12 protein-coding genes are annotated in these 21,958 nt (G+C 42.8%); 8 read left to right on the top strand and 4 right to left on the bottom strand.

Annotation, left to right across the window (positions count from 1 at the left end):
* Positions 1–124 precede the first annotated feature (124 nt).
* The 8 genes from J0L83_08700 (at position 125) to J0L83_08665 (ending at position 15,423) form a co-directional block, all read left to right on the top strand.
* Positions 125–3,166, top strand: a complete 3,042-nt coding sequence (locus J0L83_08700) for a SusC/RagA family TonB-linked outer membrane protein (GenBank protein MBN8664638.1) — start codon at positions 125–127, stop codon at positions 3,164–3,166.
* Between the two features lie 9 nt (positions 3,167–3,175).
* Positions 3,176–4,597, top strand: coding sequence for a RagB/SusD family nutrient uptake outer membrane protein (locus J0L83_08695; protein MBN8664637.1), 1,422 nt, complete (start codon positions 3,176–3,178; stop codon positions 4,595–4,597).
* 17 nt (positions 4,598–4,614) lie between these two features.
* On the top strand, positions 4,615–5,355 hold the full coding sequence (locus tag J0L83_08690) for a DUF4397 domain-containing protein (protein MBN8664636.1): 741 nt from the start codon (positions 4,615–4,617) through the stop codon (positions 5,353–5,355).
* A gap of 344 nt (positions 5,356–5,699) precedes the next feature.
* A complete protein-coding gene (locus J0L83_08685; protein ID MBN8664635.1) occupies positions 5,700–8,831 on the top strand; it encodes a SusC/RagA family TonB-linked outer membrane protein in 3,132 nt (1,043 codons plus the stop codon).
* Positions 8,832–8,852: 21 nt separating this feature from the next.
* Positions 8,853–10,292 carry a RagB/SusD family nutrient uptake outer membrane protein gene (locus J0L83_08680; GenBank protein MBN8664634.1) on the top strand — a complete coding sequence of 480 codons (1,440 nt, stop codon included), beginning with the start codon at positions 8,853–8,855 and terminating at the stop codon, positions 10,290–10,292.
* 179 nt (positions 10,293–10,471) lie between these two features.
* Entirely contained in the window at positions 10,472–13,495 is a 3,024-nt protein-coding gene (locus tag J0L83_08675) for a TonB-dependent receptor (protein MBN8664633.1), read from the top strand.
* 18 nt (positions 13,496–13,513) lie between these two features.
* Positions 13,514–14,956 carry a RagB/SusD family nutrient uptake outer membrane protein gene (locus J0L83_08670; protein ID MBN8664632.1) on the top strand — a complete coding sequence of 481 codons (1,443 nt, stop codon included), beginning with the start codon at positions 13,514–13,516 and terminating at the stop codon, positions 14,954–14,956.
* 17 nt (positions 14,957–14,973) lie between these two features.
* On the top strand, positions 14,974–15,423 hold the full coding sequence (locus J0L83_08665) for a hypothetical protein (protein MBN8664631.1): 450 nt from the start codon (positions 14,974–14,976) through the stop codon (positions 15,421–15,423).
* Positions 15,424–15,493: 70 nt separating this feature from the next.
* Here J0L83_08665 and J0L83_08660 read toward each other — a convergent pair whose 3' ends face one another.
* From J0L83_08660 to alaS, 4 genes are all read right to left on the bottom strand, one after another.
* The gene (locus J0L83_08660) at positions 15,494–16,318 is read right to left on the bottom strand and encodes a TlpA family protein disulfide reductase (GenBank protein MBN8664630.1); all 825 of its coding nucleotides are present in this window, start codon (positions 16,316–16,318) and stop codon (positions 15,494–15,496) included.
* A gap of 322 nt (positions 16,319–16,640) precedes the next feature.
* Entirely contained in the window at positions 16,641–18,065 is a 1,425-nt protein-coding gene (gene gatB / locus J0L83_08655; GenBank protein MBN8664629.1) for an Asp-tRNA(Asn)/Glu-tRNA(Gln) amidotransferase subunit GatB, read from the bottom strand.
* Positions 18,066–18,169: 104 nt separating this feature from the next.
* Positions 18,170–19,102, bottom strand: a complete 933-nt coding sequence (locus J0L83_08650) for a PDZ domain-containing protein (GenBank protein ID MBN8664628.1) — start codon at positions 19,100–19,102, stop codon at positions 18,170–18,172.
* Between the two features lie 126 nt (positions 19,103–19,228).
* Positions 19,229–21,922, bottom strand: a complete 2,694-nt coding sequence (gene alaS, locus J0L83_08645; GenBank protein MBN8664627.1) for an alanine--tRNA ligase — start codon at positions 21,920–21,922, stop codon at positions 19,229–19,231.
* Positions 21,923–21,958: the final 36 nt, after the last annotated feature.

Genomic DNA, 21,958 nt, shown 5'->3' with positions numbered 1-21,958 from the left:
ACTTTTAAACATCGAAGTTTTATTTTGAGGTCTCAGGAACATGTTTTCTCAACTACAGGTTGTTTGTGTTAACAGGTATTGATTTTTCACTTGGGTAATTTGCGAGACTCAAAAATTAAACTGTATGATGAGAAAACTCCCAATGCTTATCATGGGGCTTCTATTGTCTGTAACTGCACTATTTGCACAGACAAAAGCCATCTCTGGTAAGGTCGTGGATGAAAGCGGTGCGCCTATCGCTAATGCATCCGTTCTGGTGAAAGGAACAACCATCGGTACTACCACAAAATCTGATGGTACGTACACAATCAATGTTCCTGCTACTGCAAAAGATCTGGTGATTTCTTCTGTTAACTACAGCAAACAAGAAATCAGGTTAGGTTCAGCAACAACGTATAATGTTACGTTGAAGCTTTCTGTAGACGATTTGGATGAAGTGGTGGTAACTGGTTACAACCGCCAGAAAAAGAGTGAATACTCTGGTGCATCCAGCCGCGTAACTGCTAAGGAAATCACCAACTTGCCTGTGGCCTCTTTCGATCAGCTTCTGCAAGGTCGTGCGCCCGGTTTGAGTGTACTTTCTGGTAGTGGTCAGCCTGGTACTGCTGCAACCATTATTCTGCGTGGTCCCACTTCAATTACCGGTGGTAGTACACCACTCTACATTGTGGATGGTATTCCTGTAGAAGCAGCTGTATTCCAGGGTATCAACGCAAACGACATTGAGTCTGTAGATGTGTTAAAAGATGCATCTGCTGCCGCATTGTATGGTTCTCGCGGTGCTGCCGGTGTAATTGTCGTAACCACTAAGCGTGGTAAAGCAGGTAAGCTGCGCACTACATACAGCGGTCAGGTAGGTTATACCCTGCGTCCACAGTTTAATTATCCAATGATGGATACAGAGCAATTGTTGAAAGCTCAGGAAGAATATGGCAGACTCGTGCCATCATCTACATTGCCAGGTTGGGCATGGTCTCCCAACAACCCTGCTGTACAAGCCGCTTCACCTGCACAGCAGGCAACATTCGCAAGATTGATGGATAGCGTTAAGGGTATCAATATTGACTGGGATGATATCTTCTTCCGTCAGGGTCGTTTCAATCGTCATGAAATTACCCTCAGTGGTGGTACTGGTAAAACCTTGTTTTATTCTAACCTTAGTTACTATGGTGAAGAAGGTATTACCTATCGTACTGACATGCGTCGTCTTACCTGGAGAAACAACATCGATTATGCAGACGATAAGTTCAGCATGCAGTTGTCAACCAACCTGGGTTTGACACAACGTAATTTTCAGGAGAGTGATGTAGCCAATAGTACAAGAAACCCATTCTTTGCTACAAGATTAACACCGCCTTACCAGCGTCTTTTCAGACCTGATGGCAGCGTGGCTACTGGTGTGGGTAATAATTTCGCCGGCCCAAATACTTATGAACGTACTATTTTGTTGAATAGAAGTTACAACGATCAGTTGAAGATTGTTGCTTCTGCTAACTTTGCATATAAGATTACAAAGAATCTGACCGCCAATGCCATTATTGGTGCTGACTTCAGAGAAACGCAGAATACTTTCTATAACGATCCCAGAACATTTGATAATACAACATCAACAGATATCAGAACTAGATCTGGTTCTATCTCTGAAGGTTTGGGCAGATTCCTCCAATACAATACAAGAGCATCTTTGAACTACAATAAGACTTTTGCTTCTAAGCATGAGCTAGATGTAAGTGCCGTTGGGGAATATCTCGAATACCGAGTGAAAAATATGAACCTGCAAGGTTTCGGTATTGACCCACGTCGTCCGAACACACTCGCTGGTATTACACCGGGTAGTGTTCAGAATCAGTTGGTGCCCATTATTAGTGGTGGTCGTTCTGTACGTGCACTGGCTTCTGCCATGGGTTTGGCTAAATATACTTTTGATAAGAAGTATACAGTTAACCTTTCATACAGATATGATGGTTCATCTCAGCTGCCTCAACAAAACAGATACACTACATTCTATTCAGCAGGTGTAACCTGGGATGTGCTGAAAGAAAATTTCATGCGTAATTTCTCAAAGGTGAACACACTGCGTATGCGCGCCAGCTATGGTACTTCAGCTAACGCTGATAACTTCCCGTTTGGCGACTTCGGCTACCTGCCTCAGTTCAGCATTGGTGCAGACGGTGCGGGTAACCAAACTTTGGGTGTAAGTGCATTGGGTAACCCTGCTGCTACTTGGGAATTTACCAAGATGCTGAACGTGGGTGTTGACTTTGCCTTTTTCAACTCTCGTTTGAATGGTACAGTTGAGTTCTACAATAAACTCACTGAACAAGCTTTTGCTAACCAGTCATTGTCTTTGACCGGTGGTTTTGGTGCCATCAGTGCCAACGCTGCAAAAGTGCGCAACCGTGGTGTTGAATACTCTATCAACTACGATCTGGTAAGAAACAAGAACCTTGTTTTAACATTAAATGCGAACGGCTCTTACAACCATAACGAAGTGGTAAGCTTGGGTCAGGTAGCGAATTTCCAACAGGGTACTTCATTGATCAGTGTTGGCCTTCCTTTAGGAACGCATTGGGAAGTTGGTTGGGCTGGAGTTGACCCGGCTTCAGGAAGACCACTGTATTATGATGCTTTTGGTAATGTAACGAATCTGTATAGTGCTGCAAACAGAACCCAGCGTTGGGGTACTTCTTTCGCACCATGGATTGGTGGCTTCGGATATACATTGCGCTACAGGAACCTGGATATGCAGGTATTGATGAATTACCAGGATGGTTCTTTCCGTGTAAATAACCTGGAGTTCTTTATGGAAAACCCAGGCTTTCTTGCAGGTGGTTTGAACTCAGCTGTAGCTGGTCGTTTCTGGAGAGGTCCCGGCGATACAGAAGCTACTGTTCAGAGCCCACTTTATCAGAATCAGTTCTCTTCAAAATACATTCAGGATGCATCTTTCCTGCGTTTGAGAACTGTAACCATTGGTTATAATATTCCTGAGCGTTCATTGAAGCAAATGAAGTTTATCAGCAGCCTTCGTTTCTACCTCGCAGGTCAGAACCTGGCTACATGGGCAAAGTGGAAGGGATATGATCCAGAGGATAACAATAACATCTCTCTGTCAGAATTCCCGAATCCAAGAACTATTACCATGGGTGTAGACATTCGTTTCTAAACCATTAAAATGAAGATGATGAAATCAACCATTAAAATATATGCTTTCTCTGCTGCCCTGATGCTTGGTGCAGTGGGATGTAAAAAGCAGTTGGATCTGCTGCCAACAGATACGATTGTAGAAGCCAATGCTTTTCAATCAGTAGCAGATTTGCAGCGTGGTTTGAATACTGTGTATGCACGCTACGCGAACTATGAAAATTCTATGTTCCTGGCTTCTACTTTGGCTGATGAGGCTAAGTTTGGTCCGGACAATGGCGGACAAGGTCAGTTTGTAATCAGGTACCAGTATAATTCTGATCCTACTACAGGTGGTGATGTTATTGCAGGCTGGGGTGCATTCTATTCCATGCTTGATTTTTGTAACAGAACACTTGCTAAAATCGATGAGATCAGAGGTACTACTGCGGAGGAAGCGCAAAAGCCTGCTATTCGTGGTCAGCTGCTTGCATTGAGAGCTGCTGCACATTTTGAATTGTTGCAGCGTTTCAGCGGTACGTATAACCCATCTGCTCCAGGTGTACCCATTGTTACAACATCCAATATTTTCAGAACACCAGCCCGTAATACAGCAGGTGAAGTGATGAATCAGATTGAAACTGATCTGAACCAAGCTGTTGCTGCATTGCCGGCTACTACCAATGCGAATTTCTCTGATGTGGTGTTTAACTCTATTAACATCAACGCACTCAGAGCTAGGGTAGCTTTGTATAAGCGTGATTGGCAGGCAGCAGCAAACTTTGCGTCAACAATTATCAATGCAAATGTTCGCCCGCTTGTTGCTAGTACGCAGTATGCAAGTATTTGGGATGATAGCAACCTGAACATTGAAGTGCTCTTCCGTATTAAGCGTAATGGTGCTGGTATTGGTGCAACCTGGTTTACAACAGGTAACTTGATTCATTTCAGTCCTACTGATAAACTTCGCGCCACTTTTGATGCTGCTAATGATGTACGCTTTGCCAATTTCTTTACAACGTTTGGTGGAGCGAACCGTTGGGCCATTCGTAAATACCTTGGTTCTGCACTGGGTGGTAGAATCAATGATACCAAGGTTTTCCGTACAGCAGAGATGTACCTGATTCGTGCTGAGGCTTTGGCTGAAGTTGGTGGTACAGCTAATCTTGCTCAGGCTACTGCAGATATTAATTTCTTAAGAGGCCGTCGTATAACAGGGTATACCAACCAAACTTTTGCAAGCGCTGCTGATATCATTAATGCAGTATTGGAAGAGCGTTACAAAGAGTTGTGCTTCGAGGGCTTCCGCTTCTTTGATTTGAAGCGCAGAGGCTTACCGGTTCAGCGCCAGGCCAGCGATGTGGATGGTACAAACTGGTTAACACTGCCGGCAGATAATTTCCGCTTCATCTTGCCAATTCCAGTTGCAGAACTTCAGGCAAATCCGAATATGGTTCAGAATCCTGGTTATTAATCTTAATTATTCAAACAATGAAAGCATTACAATATCTAAGCATTTTCGCGATCTCTGCCATGTTTGTTTCATGTGCCAAAGATCCAGCGCCCTTCGAGCAGTTGGGTAGTGCGGTATTTATCCATGCATCCCCTGGTACAGGTGCATTGCAGGTAACACGTGATACCATTACTTCTGCGCCATTTACGCTATCATCGGTTGGTTATGGTGCAAACAGTACTTATCTAGGTGTGCCAGTAGGTAGCAGACGTTTCAGGGTATGGCAAACAACTGCACCCACAACATTTATTGTGGATCGTACAGACAATTTCAATTTGAAGGACATGTATACGTATGTATTGTACGATACGATCAATCCTACTACTAACAGAACTCCGGTGTTGCGTTTAAAGGATGATCTCACCCCGCCGGCCACAGGTCGTGTGCATGTACGTTTCCTGCACTTGGCCAGAAATGCGCCAACTGTTGATGTTACGCTGTTGCGTACCAGTGTTACACCCAATGATAGTGTAACACTCACTAGCAGATCATTTATCGGCGAAAGCCCTAACCCTGAAGCTTTGCAGGCTTTCACGCCAATTCCAGGCGGCTTGTATACTGCCAAGCTGAAAGTTCCGGGTACACAGAACGTGATTACTACTTTCACTGTTGGTACTACTGCCAACCCGATTCTTGGTGCTCAGCGTATTGTTACGCTTTTTGCAACGGGTACTACCAGAGGTACTGCGCTGGCTTTAGGTAATGCCAGACACTATTGATCTCAACGATTGGTTGTATAGTTGAGGGGGAGCGAAAAGCTCCCCCCTTTTTTTTACCTGATATAATTTAATGTTGTAAATAGTATATATTTAATTAATTCATAAATAATTAAAAATCATTTATTTAAAGTTAACTAGTTGTAAGATTTGTTTTACAGTCCTTTTCTACGGCTTTAAAAGCTATAGCTTACAGGCTTATTCATATTGTTTTTAAACATCATAATATTGATAATCAATTAATTATAGAGTTGTCAAATACATGAGCGGTACAACATTTAGTGATATTGTCTTGTCTGTTAAAAGAATATTAAATAGTTTGCGTCACTAAAATTTAAAACTGTGTTATGAGAAAACTCCTATTTCTTATGATGTGCCTTAGCATGATGACACTACATGCTTTCGCACAGAGCAAGACAGTTACTGGTAAGGTAACTGATCAGTCGAATGGGCAGCCTCTTGCAGGTGTAACAATTGTTGCAGGCAAGGCTAGCGCGCTCTCTAATACGGATGGTAGCTTCAAGATCTCTGTTGATCAGAGTGTGAAGAACATCGTATTCACTTATGTTGGTTTTGAGCGTAGCGAAATTGCAGTACCTAAATCAGGTACAGTGAATGTGCTGATGAGCTCAGAGAGCAAAGCTTTGGAAGAAGTGGTGGTAACTGGTTATGGTAAGGAAAAGAAAAGTCAGTTTACTGGTGCTGCTACTGTAGTTACATCAAAGAAAATTCAGGACGTTCCTGTTTCTTCTTTCGATCAGAACTTCCAAGGTCGTGTTCCTGGTTTGTTGGCTAACTCTGGTTCAGGTCAGCCTGGTACCAACGCTAGCGTAAGAATCCGTGGTACATCTTCTATCTCCGGTTCTAGCCAGCCCTTGTATGTTGTTGATGGTATTCCCATTGCAACAGGTGATTTCCAGACATTGAACCCTAACGATTTCGAATCTATCACAGTATTGAAGGATGCAAGTGCTGCAGCCTTGTATGGTGCTCGTGGTGGTACTGGTGTTATCGTAATTACTACTAAGTCTGGTAAAGCTGGCCAAACTAATTTTTCATACAGAACGCAAACAGGTTTTACGCAGAGACCTAATCCTTCTCAGTTCGAGCAAATGAACTCAAGAGAAATGTTGGATTATGAAGAATTTGTAGGTGGTTTTGCACCTGGTCTTACTGCTCCAGGTTGGGTATATTCTAGAAAACACCCCAACTATGCTGGCTTACCTGCAACTTCTCCTGCCAATAACCCTTTTGCAGCTTCTAAAGCCAGATATGATTTTATTAGAGATTCATTGGGTAATAACAATGTAAATTATTTTGATCTGCTCTTCAGAACAGGTGTATCTCAAACACATGAACTGAATATGAGTGGTGGTAATGCTGCAACCAAGTATTTCCTGTCTATTAACTATTTCCAGCAGGATGGTACAGATAGAAAATCAAGAATCAAGCGTTATACTACGCGTTTCAACCTGGATAACACTGTAGGTAAATTGAACATCAAGTTCAATACAACTGTGGGTTATTCAATTGTTGATTACAATGAAGGTGCTTTCTATGCCGGTAACGGTACTGCTAACCCATTTGCAATGGCTTGGAGAGCCAAGCCTTATGAGAATCCTTTCCGTCAGGATGGTTCACTCATCTTCGGAACTTCTTCTGCCTTGGTTCCAAGAGCAATTGGTAACCTGATTGAGCGTTCAAACAATTCTCAATGGATTGATAAGCAGGTGAAAACTGTAACAGGTTTAACGCTGTCTTACAAGTTATTCCCAACTGTTACCCTGAAGAACACTACTGGTGTGGATGCTTCTGCTAACTTCGGTACAGGTTATATCAAAGCTGCTTCTTATGTAGGTTCTTTACAGTCATTCCAGGCTGGTTATTTGAATGAGTCTATGACAAGCAGAATCCAGATGATCAATACTTCAGGCATTGTGTACAATGAGCGCTTTAATGAGCGTCATGATGTTGAAGTTGGTGGTTATTTCGAGGTGGTTCGTCAGTGGAACAAAGGTTTCGGTATGAGTTTATGGAACCTGGATCCACGTCTTGACCTCTCTGGTCAGGGCGCTGGTACATTAACTACCGGTGGTGCAGCTACAGTTGCACAGAACGGAAACAGTGCCAAGTCTGGTTTTGGTATCCGTTCATTCTTTGCAAACGGTCGTTATACTTACAATGATAAGTACACTTTATCTGGTAGCATCCGTCGTGATGGTACTTCCAGAATCTTGAATGCAGATAACAAAGAAATCACAACTTGGGCTGCAGGTTTTACTTGGGATGTGATTAAAGAAAACTTCCTGAGAAACGCCAGCTGGTTGTCTGATTTGAAATTCAGAGCTACTTATGGTAAAGTGCCAAACATTGGTTCTATCTCTGGTGGTTCTTTTGGTATCTCCAGTAACTTCTATAGTATCCCAGGTTACCTGAATGCGCAGTTACCTTCTTTCAGTACAACTGCTTATGCTGGTTCTACCATTACAGGTTTGGTTCCTGGTGTTGCTAACCCTAACTTGAAAATTGAAACAGTAGAGAAAACCAATATTGGTGTTGATATCGCTGTCTTCAAGAACAGAGTTAGACTCGGTGTTGATGCGTACAAAAACCTGACAAGAGACTTGTTTGTGAGTCAGCGTCTGGTGGCTACTTCAGGTTTCTATGGTTCAAGCTTGAACGTGAATGCAGGTTCTATGTCTAACAAGGGGCTTGAATTCTCATTAGCTGTAGACATCATCCGTAAGAAGGATATGGATCTGACTTTGAGTGCTAACCACGCCATCAATATCAACAAGATTGAAGATCTGGGTTCAGTTACGGAATATGCTGCCGGTACAGGTATCATCAAGAAAGGTTTGCCAATTGGTACACACTATTCTTACTATTACCTGGGTGCTGATCCTGCAACAGGTCGTCCAAGATATAAGAAGCCAGATGGTACTGCTACAACCAATATCAACGAAGCTGGACAGTTCCACGAGTTTGGTACATGGTTGCCTAAGCATACCGGTGGTTTTTCTTTAGACTTCCGTTACAAGAAGGTATCGGTAAGTGCTTTGTTCTCTTATCAGTTTGATGTTAGACGTTATAACAACGTACAAAACTGGGTAACACAGGGTGATGCAACTTATACAGGTGCTGTAACGCAGAGTCGCAGACTGTTGACTGAGCAGTGGCAGAAGCCAGGCGATGTGAAGGAAATTCAATCACCAGCTTTCAGCCGTCAGTTTACTTCATATGATATCTCTGATGCTAAGTTCCTGCGTTTCAGAAACCTGAATGTTTCTTATAGCCTGGGTGCTTTGAGTGTAGGCAATGTGAAGCTGATGAAGAGCGGACGTTTCTACATGCAGGCTCAGAACCTGATTATCTGGAGCCCATGGAGTGGTTTGGATCCTGAAGATGATAACAACATCAGTCTTGCAGAATTCCCCAACCCAAGAGCTTTCGTAGTTGGTCTGGATATCAATTTTTAATCAACACTCAAATTAGATAAGATGAAACTTAAGAATATTCTTCTTGCATCATCAATGCTTCTTGCAGCAGGTGCTATTTCCTGTAAGAAAGTGATTGATGTAGCAGAAACGGATCTGATCGCCGGTGATATCGCATTGAGTACGGTTACATTTGCTGAGCAAGCTGTAATTGGTACTTATGCAGCACTGGGTACAGAAATGACTATGCAGTTAAACGCAGTGTTTGCGGATGAAGTAACAAAGGCTGAATTCTATAATGCTGTTACTACACACGAGTGGCAGTATGGTCCGGCTGATGTGGGTCTTCGCGACAGCTATACTGGAATTGGTCCAAACTACACAATCATCAACAGAGCAAACACTGTATTGCAAGCTTTACCTAAGGCTTTGAGCACAGTAGCCGGTGATGATGCGAAGAAACTTCGCCTGCAGGGTGAAGCCCTCTTCCTGCGTGCTTATGCACATTTTGAATTGTTCCGCTACTATTGCGGTAACTATGATGCAGCTGGTTTAGGTATGGTGTATATGGAAAAGCCATCGATTGATCCAGCTCCAAGAATCAACATGGGAGAATATTTCACCAAGTTGAAAGCAGATCTGGTAGCTGCAAAAGCACTGGTTCCAAACAACCTAACAGATGTAAACAGAGCAAACGTAGCTTCTGTAGCTGCTTTACAAGCTCGTGTAGCATTGTACCTGCGTGAGTGGGCTAATGCTGAAGCTTTTGCAACAGAGTACATCAACGCTGTTCCTTTGGCAACTCGTGCTCAGTTCCCCGGTATCTGGACTGATGTGAATACTGCTGAGCAGTCTTTCCGTCTGGTTCGTACCAATACACTGGGTGGCCGTATCGGTTCTTTCTTCCGTGCTACTTCAGCAAGCACAACCAATATTGGTCAGGTAACTTGGAGACCAGCACAGAAGCTGTGGGATACTTATGACCAAGCTAATGATGTACGCTTTGCTGCTTATTTCAAAGATGAGCCATTGCTGACATCTGCCGGTAGAGGTTCAAGACTGGTACAGAAATATGCTGGTTCTGCATATGCAACGCCAAATGAAAACGTTGCAAACGCAAAAGTTTTCAGAACTGCTGAAATGTATCTGATTCGTGCTGAAGCAAGAGCAGAGCAAGGTAGATTCAGCGGTGCTACTGGTGCTGATGCTGATATCAACACTTTGCGTAGCAACCGTATCAATGGTTATACCAATGTTACCTTTACTTCTGCAGCTCAGGCTATCAATGAAGTACTGAGTGAGCGTTACAAAGAACTGTGCTATGAAGGTCATCGTTTCTTCGACCTGAAGCGCAGAGGCTTACCTGTTAGTCGTTTGTCTGCTGATGCACCAAGCTCAGCTGGTACTACACTGGATGCTAACAACTTCCGCTTTGTACTGCCTATTCCTTTGCCTGAAATGGTTGCCAACCCAGCCATGAAGCAAAATCCTGGTTATCAATAAGCGAAATAATCTATTAGCTGAAATAAGCCTCTCAGTATCTGAGAGGCTTATTTTTTTAATAAAATTGAAACGATTACAAATAAAAATAAAATATATATGATAGCATGAAGCATTTTTGTCACAATTCTTGTCTAGTTAAGTCTTCGTTAATTACATTTAGAACCAAAACAAAACTGTTTATGAGAAAACTCCTAATGATTTTCTTGTGCTTTGTATTGGCCTCAATACAGGTATTTGCACAGAATCGGACTGTTACGGGGAAAGTAACAGATGCCGATGGGAAGCCACTTTCTGGTGCTTCCGTTAAAGTAAAGGGTGCAGAAGCAGGCACTATTTCCGACGGTGACGGTAATTTCAAAATTGTTGTTCAAGCAACTGCCAAAGTGCTACAGATTTCTTCTGTTGGTATGGAAACAAAAGATGTTGCCATTGGTGCAAATCCGGTAATCAATATTTCTTTAAAGCCAATTGACAATAGCCTGGAAGAGGTGGTTGTTGTTGGTTATGAAACCAAAAAGAAGAAAGATATCGCTGGAGCAACAGCAAGTGTAAAGGGTAAAGAAATTGCTGCCAGACCTGTTGGTAGCTTTGCACGTGCCATGCAAGGTGCAATGGCCGGTGTGCAAGTAGTATCCAACAACGGTGTACCTGGTGGTAACGTAACAGTACGTGTACGTGGTGTTGGTTCTATTAATGCAAGTAGCACACCATTATATATTGTAGATGGTGTGCAGATTGTTACCGGTAACTCTAACTCTTTAGGTAATGGTAACGGTCCTGAAGGTTTGGTTTCTTCAAACCTGTTAAATGCAATCAATCCAGATGATATTGAAACAATTGATGTATTGAAAGATCCGGCATCTGCATCTATCTATGGTGCTCAGGCTGCGAATGGTGTAGTCATCATCACTACAAAAAAAGGCAGAGCAGGTAAAAGCAAGATCAACTTCAACTCTTATTTCGGTGTTAGCCGTGTAATTAAGAAGCTGGATGTATTAACTGCAACAGAAGCTGTTCAGCTAGGATATGAGGCCAATGCCAATAGATTTGGTGCTGGTTCTGCAAACGTTACTACTTTCCTGAATGGTGTTGGTGCCACAGTAAAGAATGGTATTGTTGATCCACTTGAAAATACAGATTGGCAAGACCTTGCTTTCCGCAGTGGCTTCGTACAGAATTATGATTTATCTGTTTCTGGTGGTAACGATAAAACTACCTTCTTCCTTTCAGGTGGTTACAACCGCTTGAATGGCCATGTATTGGCTTCTGACTTCCAGCGAGGTTCACTGAGAATTAACTTGGACCACAAAGTGAATGATAAACTCTCTATTGGTACTAGCCTTACTTTATCATCATATTCATCAAATGGTGTATTTGATGGTGGTAGTTTCGGTAACCCAGTACGTAATGGTTTCATGAGTTTCCCAACAAACAAACCTTATAATGCTGATGGATCATTCCGTCAGGCAGCTAATGGTCAGTGGTTTGGTGGCTTGGATAACTTTTTAACCTATACTTCACTGAACGTGAACTTCTCAAACGTGAAGAACTTAGTTGGAGGTATTAATGCAACATATAGTATCAATAAATACCTCCGTTGGAGAAGTACTTTTAACCTGAACTATAACTACACAGAAGAAAAGCAATTCTCTGATCCACGCGGTTCCGGTGCTTCCGTAAACGGTAGTGTATCTAAAGCATCTACACAGATTCGTGATTTCCAAACAAACCATACATTGAATTATGCACGCACTTTTGGTGCCAAGCATGCTGTGAGTGGTTTATTGGGTGCAGAGTATCGTTATAATCTTCAAACTTCATTTGCAGCATTTGGTCAGGGCCTGCCTTTGCCTCAGTTCCAAACTTTGAGTTCAACGGCTACACCTTTGTCACCTAGCGAAGGTTTTGGTGATTTTAAGTTATTGGGCTTTTTCGCTAAAGCAGGATACACTTATGATGATAAGTATATCGTGAATATGACTGTACGTCGTGATGGTTCTTCTCGTTTTGGTGAAGACACTAAGTTTGGTCTTTTCCCTTCTATCTCTACCGCATGGAGAATCAGCCGTGAAAAATTCATGGGTAAGTTTGGTGAGAACAATGATGTAAAGCTCCGCTTCTCTTATGGTGTTACTGGTAACCAAGCCGGTATTGGCAACTATGCCAGCCGTGCTTTATTTGGCCTTAGTGGTGAATACCTAGGTTTAGCTGGTGGTGCACCATCTCAACTAGGTAATGCTGCCTTGGGTTGGGAAGAAAACGAAACATTCAACTACGGTATTGATTTCAGTATTTTGAATAGAAGAGTTACTGCTGAGATTGACTATTTCTCAGCTAACAGAAGATCGTTGTTGTTGGCGTTTCCACTGCCACCTAGTAGTGGTTTCTCTTCTATCACCAGAAATACCGGTGTACTGCAAAACCGTGGTATTGAACTTGGTTTGAATACGGTAAACTTCAGTACAAAGAATTTCCGTTGGACAACCAACTTCAACTTTACTTACGTGAAAAACAAAGTGGTTAAGTTGAATGAAGGACAAAATAATATCGGTACCGGTATTGTTGTAGGTCGTCAATTGAACTCAATCTTCACCTATAAGTTTGCTGGTGTAAACCCTGCTGATGGTAGAACCATGTATTACGATACATTGGGTAATATTACCTACACTCCGCAGTTGCGTGATAGATACTACTTAGATAAGAGTTCTGATCCTTTGTGGTTTGGTGCTTTTACGAATACACTTACTTTCAAGAATTTCGAACTTAGATTCCAGTTCCAGTATCAGGGTGGTAACTATATTCAGAATTCTGATGCAACATTTGTTCAGCGCGCAGGTTCAACATTCGATCGTAATCAGCTGAGTTCTCAAATGCTTCGTTGGCAGAAACCTGGTGATATGACTTATGTACCAAGACCTTGGGCAGGTGCTGCACAGCCTGGTTCTTCTTCTTATACATTCTTCTCTGATCGTTTCTGGGAGAGAGGTGATTTCCTTCGTCTGAAAGAAGTAACCATTACTATGCATCTGGATAAGAAGACGTTGAATAGACTTGGCTTAACAAATGCCTCATTCTATGTGAGCGGATTTAATCTGGCAACATGGTCAAATTACTCCATGTTTGATCCTGAATTGCAGGGTAACGACTTTGGTACTTATCCTCAAGCCAAGCAAATGACAATGGGCTTAAACCTTACTTTCTAATTCTTAACAGCTAATTATATGAATAAGAAAAACATATTCGTATCAGGTCTGCTGGGTGTTGTTATCTTAAGTCTCGGTGCTTGTAGCAAAGCCCTAGATACTGCACCTAAAAACTCGCTGGATCTGGGTACTACACTTACCACCCGTGAGGGATTGAATGCGACACTTACTTCTATCTACAATACCTATCAGGGTAGTGCATACTACGGCCGTGATATTATTGTGATTCCTGAGTTATTGGCAGATAATGGTGAGATCACTTCAAATAACACCAATAGATTCTTGAACCAAGCCAATAATGCTCCAGGTTCACACATCAATATCTGGGCAACCTTGTATGGTGTGATCAACAGAGCTAACTTGGTTATCAATAACGTTGATAATTCTACTGCAACTGCTGCAGAGAAAAGACAGTGGAAGGGTGAAGCAACATTCCTTCGCGCATTGAGCTTATTTGATGCTGCGAAAATTTTCGCTAGAAATCCCCTCAATCTGAATGTAACAGGTGCTACCGGTGCTACCAGTTTCGATCTTGGTGTGCCTGTGCTTACAGCAGGTGTGGCTGATGCAACACAAATTACTTATCCTGCAAGACCTAAAGTAGGTGAGACTTACGATGCTATCGTTAAAGACCTTACCGATGCCAATGGATTGCTTACCAACACGGGTTCTGCATTTCGAGTAAGACGTGTTGCTGCTCAGGCTTTATTGAGCAGAGCAGAATTATATCGTGGCAACTGGGCTCAGGCAGAACGTTGGGCTGACTCCGTTTTACTTGGTGGTGCGGCTTCAATTGCGCCTGCAACAACCTACTTTACTTCATGGGGTAGTAATCACGCTGAAACCATTTTTGGTTTGCAGTATCAAACTGGTGAAGGTAACCCTGGTACAGATGGTCTTCAGTACATCTATTACAGAAACCTGCCTGCTATTCCAGGTTATGCAGACGTAACTGCAACAGCTTCTCTGCGTACAGATATGGGTACTGCTGATCTTCGTTATCAGCGCCTAATCTCTGCTCAGGTAAAATCAGGTCAGAACGTGTTCTATTGTATGAAATGGCCTTTATCTTCTGGAAGACAACTTGGCCAGGATGATATCATGCTGCTCCGTACTTCAGAAGTATTGTTGAATCGTGCAGAAGCACGTGCAAGACAAGGTAAAGAAGCTTTAGCTATTGGCGACTTGAACCAAACAAGAGTGAGAGCAGGGCTTACCGCTTTCCCAACTTCTGGTGCAGGCGCTCCAACTGGCGCAGCTTTGATTAACGAGATTCTGAAAGAAAGAAGAATTGAGCTAGCTTTCGAGGGTCATCGTTTGTGGGATCTGCTGAGAACAAACAGAGATGTGGTAAAGTCTGGTGGTTCTACTATCCTGACAACAGATTTCCGTTTGATTTGTAACATCCCTATCGCTGAGATCGATGTTAACAGAAACATGGCTCAAAACCCTGGTTATTAATTTCAAAAAAATTGATCATGAAAAAATCTTCATATAGTTTTCTGGTTATGCTGGCTATCGGCGTCATCTCTATGACTGCTTGTACCAAAGACCTAACCAAAACAATTTACAGTGGTCCGGATGTTGTAGAGTTTGCAAATCCTGCAACTGGTTCCTTAACAAGAACATTAACTGTACCAACAGGTGGATCACTGGCAGATAGTATTCTGGTGCAATTGGTAGGACCTCAGCGTACAACAGCCACAACGGTAACTTTTGCAGTGGATGCAGCATCTACTATTTTGTCTTCAGAGTATACAATCACTTCACCATCACCTGTTACAATTGCGGCTAATAGTAGCTCAACATGGGTTAAATTCCGCTTTAATAAGCCCCCTGCATCAAGAACACTTCGTGTTACTTTGACTGGCGGTGACAAAGTTGGTGTTAGCGAAAACTGGAAAACCTTTGTGTACACAGTACGCTAATTCTTATTTAGCGCATAATAAAAAATCCCCCCACAGGCTTGTGGGGGGATTTTTTATGTACGATGTTCGATTACTTCAGAATTTGACTTAACTGCTGTGTTAAAGCTGGTCCCCTTAAGTTGGTTGCAATCACCTTGCCTTGTGGATCAATCAACACATTAAAAGGAATGCCCTCAAATTGATAGGTATTCACCACACTGGTTTCCCACATCTTCAGATCACTGATATGCGTCCAGGTTAGTCCGTCTTTCTGAATGGCTTTTACCCAAGAACCTTTATCACTATCCAATGATACACCCAGAATAGTGAAGTTCTTATCCTTGAATTGATTGTAAGCAGCTACTACATTCGGGTTTTCCTCTCTACATGGTTTACACCAACTTGCCCAGAAATCTACTAATACATATTTACCACGAAGACTGCTTAGGTTAAATGTGTTACCAGTGATATCCGGCATACTGATTTCAGGTGCTTGTTTGTTCAACAGCGGATGAGCAGCTGGTTGTTGTGCTGCCTGTACGGCAAATAAGCTTTTCAATTTCGCTAAACCACTATGCTCTTTGAATTTTGCAGCAGAAGTTTCAGCCAATTCTTTGGATTCGTTCATGGGCATGCTGCGTAAAGCAAAATTGCCAATAGCGAAAAAGCGGTTGGCAGGACTATTTGATTTATTGATAAAGCCCTTTACATACGTATTCATCTCATTAATCTGCTGATCGCGTTGCTGACGAACAATGTTCAATACACTATCGCTGGCTTTGTTCTTCTGCAGTGAATCCAGCTGCATAAAGGTAACATACAGTGCAGAGTCCTTTCTGGAATAGGTGTCCAATAAGTCATGCATTTCAGCAGATGCAGGAGACCCTTCTACTTTGTACTGTCTGAACTGATCCATATCCAGCGTAATACGGATGTCATTGTCATCATTCACCACAAACAAAGAGCTATTGCCAATGATAACGCGATAAATTTTCTCTTCCAATGCCATTCCACGCAGGGTAAAACTGCCATCTTTCTTTAGCGTTGTAGAATCAATATTCAATGGATTTTCACCACCATAAGGGATTTCTTGCAAGATTACTTTTGAGGCTTCAGGTGCGTGGCTCACTTTCCCCTGTACCACAAAAGAACCATGTTCTCTTTGCTTACAACCAGCTATGGCCAGAACCGCGGCTGCAATCAGCATTGTTTTTTTCATGTATCGATGTTTGTATTAATTAGGATAGTTTTTCTTCCAATAATTGTGTCACCATTTTGGGATCCGCTTGCCCTTTGCTCAGCTTCTTAACTTCGCCAACAAATAAACCAATCAATCCTTTCTTCCCTTTTTTATATTCTGTAACCTTATCCGGCATTTTCTCCAATACAAGATTCACCCAAAGATCTAATTGCTGGTTGTCTTGCACCTGAATAAGCTGGTGCGCTTGAGCAAGCGTTTCCGGATGCCCATCTGTTTGTAAGAGCAGCGGCAATAGTTTTTGTGCGGCAATAGAGAAATTGACTTTTCCGGATTCTACTAATTCAATCAATGCAGCCAATCTTTCCGGTGTAAGTGCTTGTTGATTGGGCAATTGCTTTAAAGGCCCCATCATCCAATTGGCAATGGCTTTGTACGCTTTGGTGTGTGCGGCAACGGCAAGAAAATAATCTGCATCTGTTTTCTCCTCACTTACTTGTGCGGCATCATAAGCACTTAGGCCATAGTTTGTTTGTAATTGCTGCAGTAAGTCATTTGGCAATACAGGCATCGCTGCCTTGATATCATTCAATAATGTATCTGTGAGTTGGAATGGCGCCAGATCCGGATCAGGAAAATAGCGGTAATCATTTGCATCTTCCTTATCGCGAATGGCAAAAGTGGTATCCGTATCTGCATCAAAGCTGCGTGTTTGCTGGATCACAGGCTCATCTGCTTGTACAAGTGCAGTCAATCGTGCAATTTCAACATCAATGGCTTTTTTCAGGTTGCGAATTGAATTCAGGTTTTTTACTTCCACCTTGGTGCCAAGTGTTGTGCTGCCAGCAGGGCGAACAGAAATATTCGCATCACAGCGTAAACTCCCTTCTTCCATATTGCCGTCGCAGATGTTTAGCCATCTAACCAACTTGCGAATAGCTGTTACATATTCATAGGCTTCTTCGCTGGTATGCAAATCTGGTTCTGTTACTATCTCAATTAGTGGTGTGCCGGCTCGGTTTAAATCAATCAGCGTATTGTCCGGATCAATATCATGAATGCTTTTACCTGCATCTTCTTCTAAGTGTATGCGGTTTAACTGAATGCTCCTTTGCCCTAAGCTTGTTGTAATCTGCACTGTACCACCAGTGCAAATAGGGGTGGTGTGCTGTGATATCTGATAACCTTTTGGAAGGTCGGGGTAGAAGTAGTTCTTTCTGGCGAAATAATTATCCTTTGTGATACTGCATCCGCAAGCCAATCCCATCATGATGGCATAACGAACTGCGGCTTCGTTGGTTTTGGGTAGTGTGCCTGGATGTCCGAGACTGATGGCGCTTACTTGTGTATTTGGCTCCTGTCCAAATAAGGTGGTATCACCACAAAACAATTTTGTCTGCGTGCTTAGTTGTGCATGCACTTCCAGACCTATGACGGCCTCGTATTGCTGAGTGGTGTCGGACATGTTTTCAAAAGTATTGCGAAACGGCCAAACCCTGCGTGATTTTAGTCTAACAAAACAAAACCCCCGCAATACTGCGGGGGTTTCTGGTCATGAGAACGATGTGTTTATAGAGTCGCTTTCTTCAATTTTTTCGGGAAGCGCAGTTCTGCAGACTGGTTTTTACCATCACGTTGCAGACTGAGTTTCAGGTTGTCTCCTTCCTTGGTCTTGAGGAGAATTTCGCGCAGATCATCCACCGAATTGATATCGGTATCACCTACTTTGGTGATGATATCATCCTTTTTTAATCCCGCTTTTGCGGCAGGTGTTTCCGGTTGTACTTCCAATACTTTAACACCCTTTCCACTTTCTAGGTCTTCAATCTGAATACCAGCTTTTGGGCGATTCATTCTGCCTTCCATGATTACACGCGGCTCAGGAATCCCGTTCGGCATGCGGAAGTTTTCCATGATACCGTCCATATCCAGGTCAAAGTCTTTTCCGTTGAAGTTAAATCTGCGTTCCATTACCGGACTGCGTTTGCCAAGTACTGCATTGGCAGTTTGCTCTTTGCCATCACGCAAATAGCTGATGCTTACTTTATCTCCTGGGTTGTATTTGCCAATGGCTTCGTACAAAGCATCACTGTCTGCAACAGTTTTATCACCCACTTTGGTGATGATATCTCCATTCTTCAAGCCTGCTTTCTCAGCTGCACTTTCCTTACTTACTTCTACAATGCGTGCACCTTTCTCTGCTTTCTCACTCATCACACCTAGCACAGCTTTATTTACTTTATCGTTCAACAACTCAGCTTCAAAAGGAAAGCCCTTGCCCATGCGGATCATGGGAATACGTTCTTTCATGATACGAATTTCCTTTTCATCCCATTCTTCTGCTGGTTTGCCATTGATGGTAACTTTATCTCCATCTACTTCTACCACTACCTTTTTCTCCTTCTTTACCAGAGGTTTCTCTTTCATCTTTTCCTCTTTTGCTTCTTGTGCGATAGCGCTGAAGCCAGTTAGGAGGAGGGCTGCAAACAAATATTTTTTCATACACTAGGTTTTAATACGAAGAGTTTAGTAGATCAAATGTAAGGAGTTCATCAAATACGAAAGACTTCGGAAATGTTAAATATGGTTAATGGGCAAAATAAAACCCCGAGGATTCGGGGTCATATTTTAAAGTGTTTCCTGAATGGCTTGGATAACGGCTGCAAGCTGAGAACCGTCTTGTCCGCCTGCTGTGGCCAGGGTTTTCTGTCCGCCACCGCCACCCTTTATCAGGGGTGCTACTTTCTCCTTAATGAGTTTGCCAGCATCAATATTGGCGCTAGCAGCATCTGATACGCTGATGGCTACAGAAGCTTTTTCAGCAATATTGGCTACCACCACCACCACATCAGCTTGAAGTCTCAGATCATAGGCTAGTTTCTTCAATGCGTCTGCACTACTCACTTCCACCTGTGCTCCTAAGAATTGTTTGCCATTGATGGTTTGAATATTGGCCAGTAGTTCTTTTTGTACTGCTTGTAGTTGGAGTGCTTCTAATTTCTCTACTTTTTTCTCTAATGCTGTTTTCTCCTGCAAAAGTTTTTCTACTGCTTTCAGCGGTTCTTTGGCTTTTAGTAATGAACCGATTTCCTTCACATGCGTAAACTGGGTGAGCAGGAAATTGAATGCAGCGGGTCCGGTTACAGCTTCAATACGCCTTACGCCTGCAGCAACAGCAGCTTCTGATTGGATGATGAATAATCCAATCATACCTGTATGACCAACGTGGGTTCCACCACACAATTCAATAGAATAATTGGGGTCGATGATGACCACACGAACGGTGTCTGCATATTTCTCTCCAAACAAAGCCATAGCGCCCATATTGATGGCTTCTTCCTTCGGCATTTGTTTGATCACAACCGGAATATTCTCACGAATCTTGTTGTTCACGATCACTTCAACTTCGCGAATTTCTTCGTCTGTCATCTTTGCAAAGTGAGAGAAATCGAAACGCAGGTAAGCATCATTCACCAATGAACCTTTTTGCGCCACATGCTTTCCCAATACCTGTCTTAATGCAGCATGCATTAGGTGGGTAGCCGTATGGTTATACATGGTGTTGAGGCGCTGTTCTGTATTCACCTGAGCTTTCACAGGTGTATCAATATTGGAAGGCAGTTGATTCACGAAATGAATGATGAGGTCGTTCTCTTTTCGTGTATCGGTAACTGCAATCTGCTCGCCACCAAAATCCAGCATACCTGTATCACCCTGCTGACCACCACCTTCCGGATAGAATGGTGTTGTTGCCAATACCAATTGGAATTGTTGTTTGCCCTTGGCGGTTACTTTTCTGTAACGCTGTACATGGGTGTGCACCAAAATATCTTCATATCCTACAAAACCCTTACCTGCTGCATCATTCACCACAACCCAGTCGTCTGTATCAATGGCTGTAGCTGCGCGTGAACGGTCTTTCTGTTGCTTTAATGCTACTTCATAACCAGCCATATCAACTGTCCATCCAATTTCCTGGGCCATCAAATTGGTCAAGTCAATTGGAAAGCCATATGTATCATTTAATTCAAATGCGAAATCACCTGCAATGATTTTCTTATTGATTGCATTTGTGTACTTATCACGCATGTCAATCAATTCTTTCGCAACACCTTCGTTCTCCTTTGAGTCTTTTGCTTCAGTTACAAACGCATTAAGTTTCGATGCGTATGCGTTGAATTTTTCAATGCCTTTACCAAGCGTACGTAGAAAAGCTTCTTCTTCTTCCTTCACTACTTTGCTAACAAAATCCAGTTGATGTTTCAACTCAGGGAATACTTGCGCAAACTGCTCTGCCAATAAAGGCATGAGCTGGTGCAGCAGCGGTTGCTTATAATCTAAGTAAGAGAAATAGTAACGCACGGCTCTGCGCAGAATTCTTCTGATCACATAACCGGCACCGGTATTGGAAGGCAGCTGTCCGTCTGCAATCGTAAACGCAATCGCGCGAATATGATCGGCAATTACGCGGAAAGCTACATCGCGCTTGCTGTCTGTATTCTCGTATTTGAGTCCGCTGATTTTTTCTGTTTCGTGAATCGTGCCGCTAAACACATCTGTATCGTAATTACTCTGCTTACCTTGAATCACACGTGCCAAACGCTCAAAGCCCATACCCGTATCCACGTGCTTTGCAGGCAATTGTTCCAGGCTGCCATCTTTCAATCTGTTAAACTGGATGAATACATTGTTCCAGATTTCAATTACTTGAGGATGGTCATTGTTCACCAGTGTTTTGCCATCTACAGCTGCGCGCTCTTCGTTGGAGCGACAATCCACATGAATTTCTGTACATGGTCCGCATGGTCCGGTATCGCCCATTTCCCAGAAATTATCTTTCTTATTGCCTAAGAGAATGCGGTCTTCAGCAATTACTTTTTTCCATTCATTAAAGGCTTCTGTATCACGGGGCAAACCTTCTTTCTCATCGCCTTCAAAAATGGTTACGTACAAACGGTCTTTATCCAATTTGTATACTTCAGTCAGCAGTTCCCAGCTCCAGGCAATCGCTTCTGTTTTAAAATAATCGCCAAAGCTCCAGTTACCCAGCATTTCAAACATGGTGTGGTGGTAAGTATCTACACCTACTTCTTCCAGATCATTGTGCTTACCACTTACCCGCAAACATTTTTGGGTATCGGCAATGCGACGGCTCTGGGGTTCTTTATTGCCAAGAAAATAATCCTTGAACTGGTTCATCCCTGCATTGGTAAAAAGCAGGGTGGGGTCGTTCTTTACCACGATGGGTGCTGAAGGAACAATCTGGTGTGCTTTCGAAGCAAAAAAATCCAGAAACTGCTGGCGTATCTCACTGCTGGTCATAGTAATGCGTCAATTTTATCCATGCTTTGCAGGCGG

This window comes from Chitinophagales bacterium (assembly GCA_017303835.1).
GTDB lineage: Bacteria > Bacteroidota > Bacteroidia > Chitinophagales > Chitinophagaceae > JAFLBI01.
This window is presented reverse-complemented; position numbering and strand designations above follow the sequence as displayed.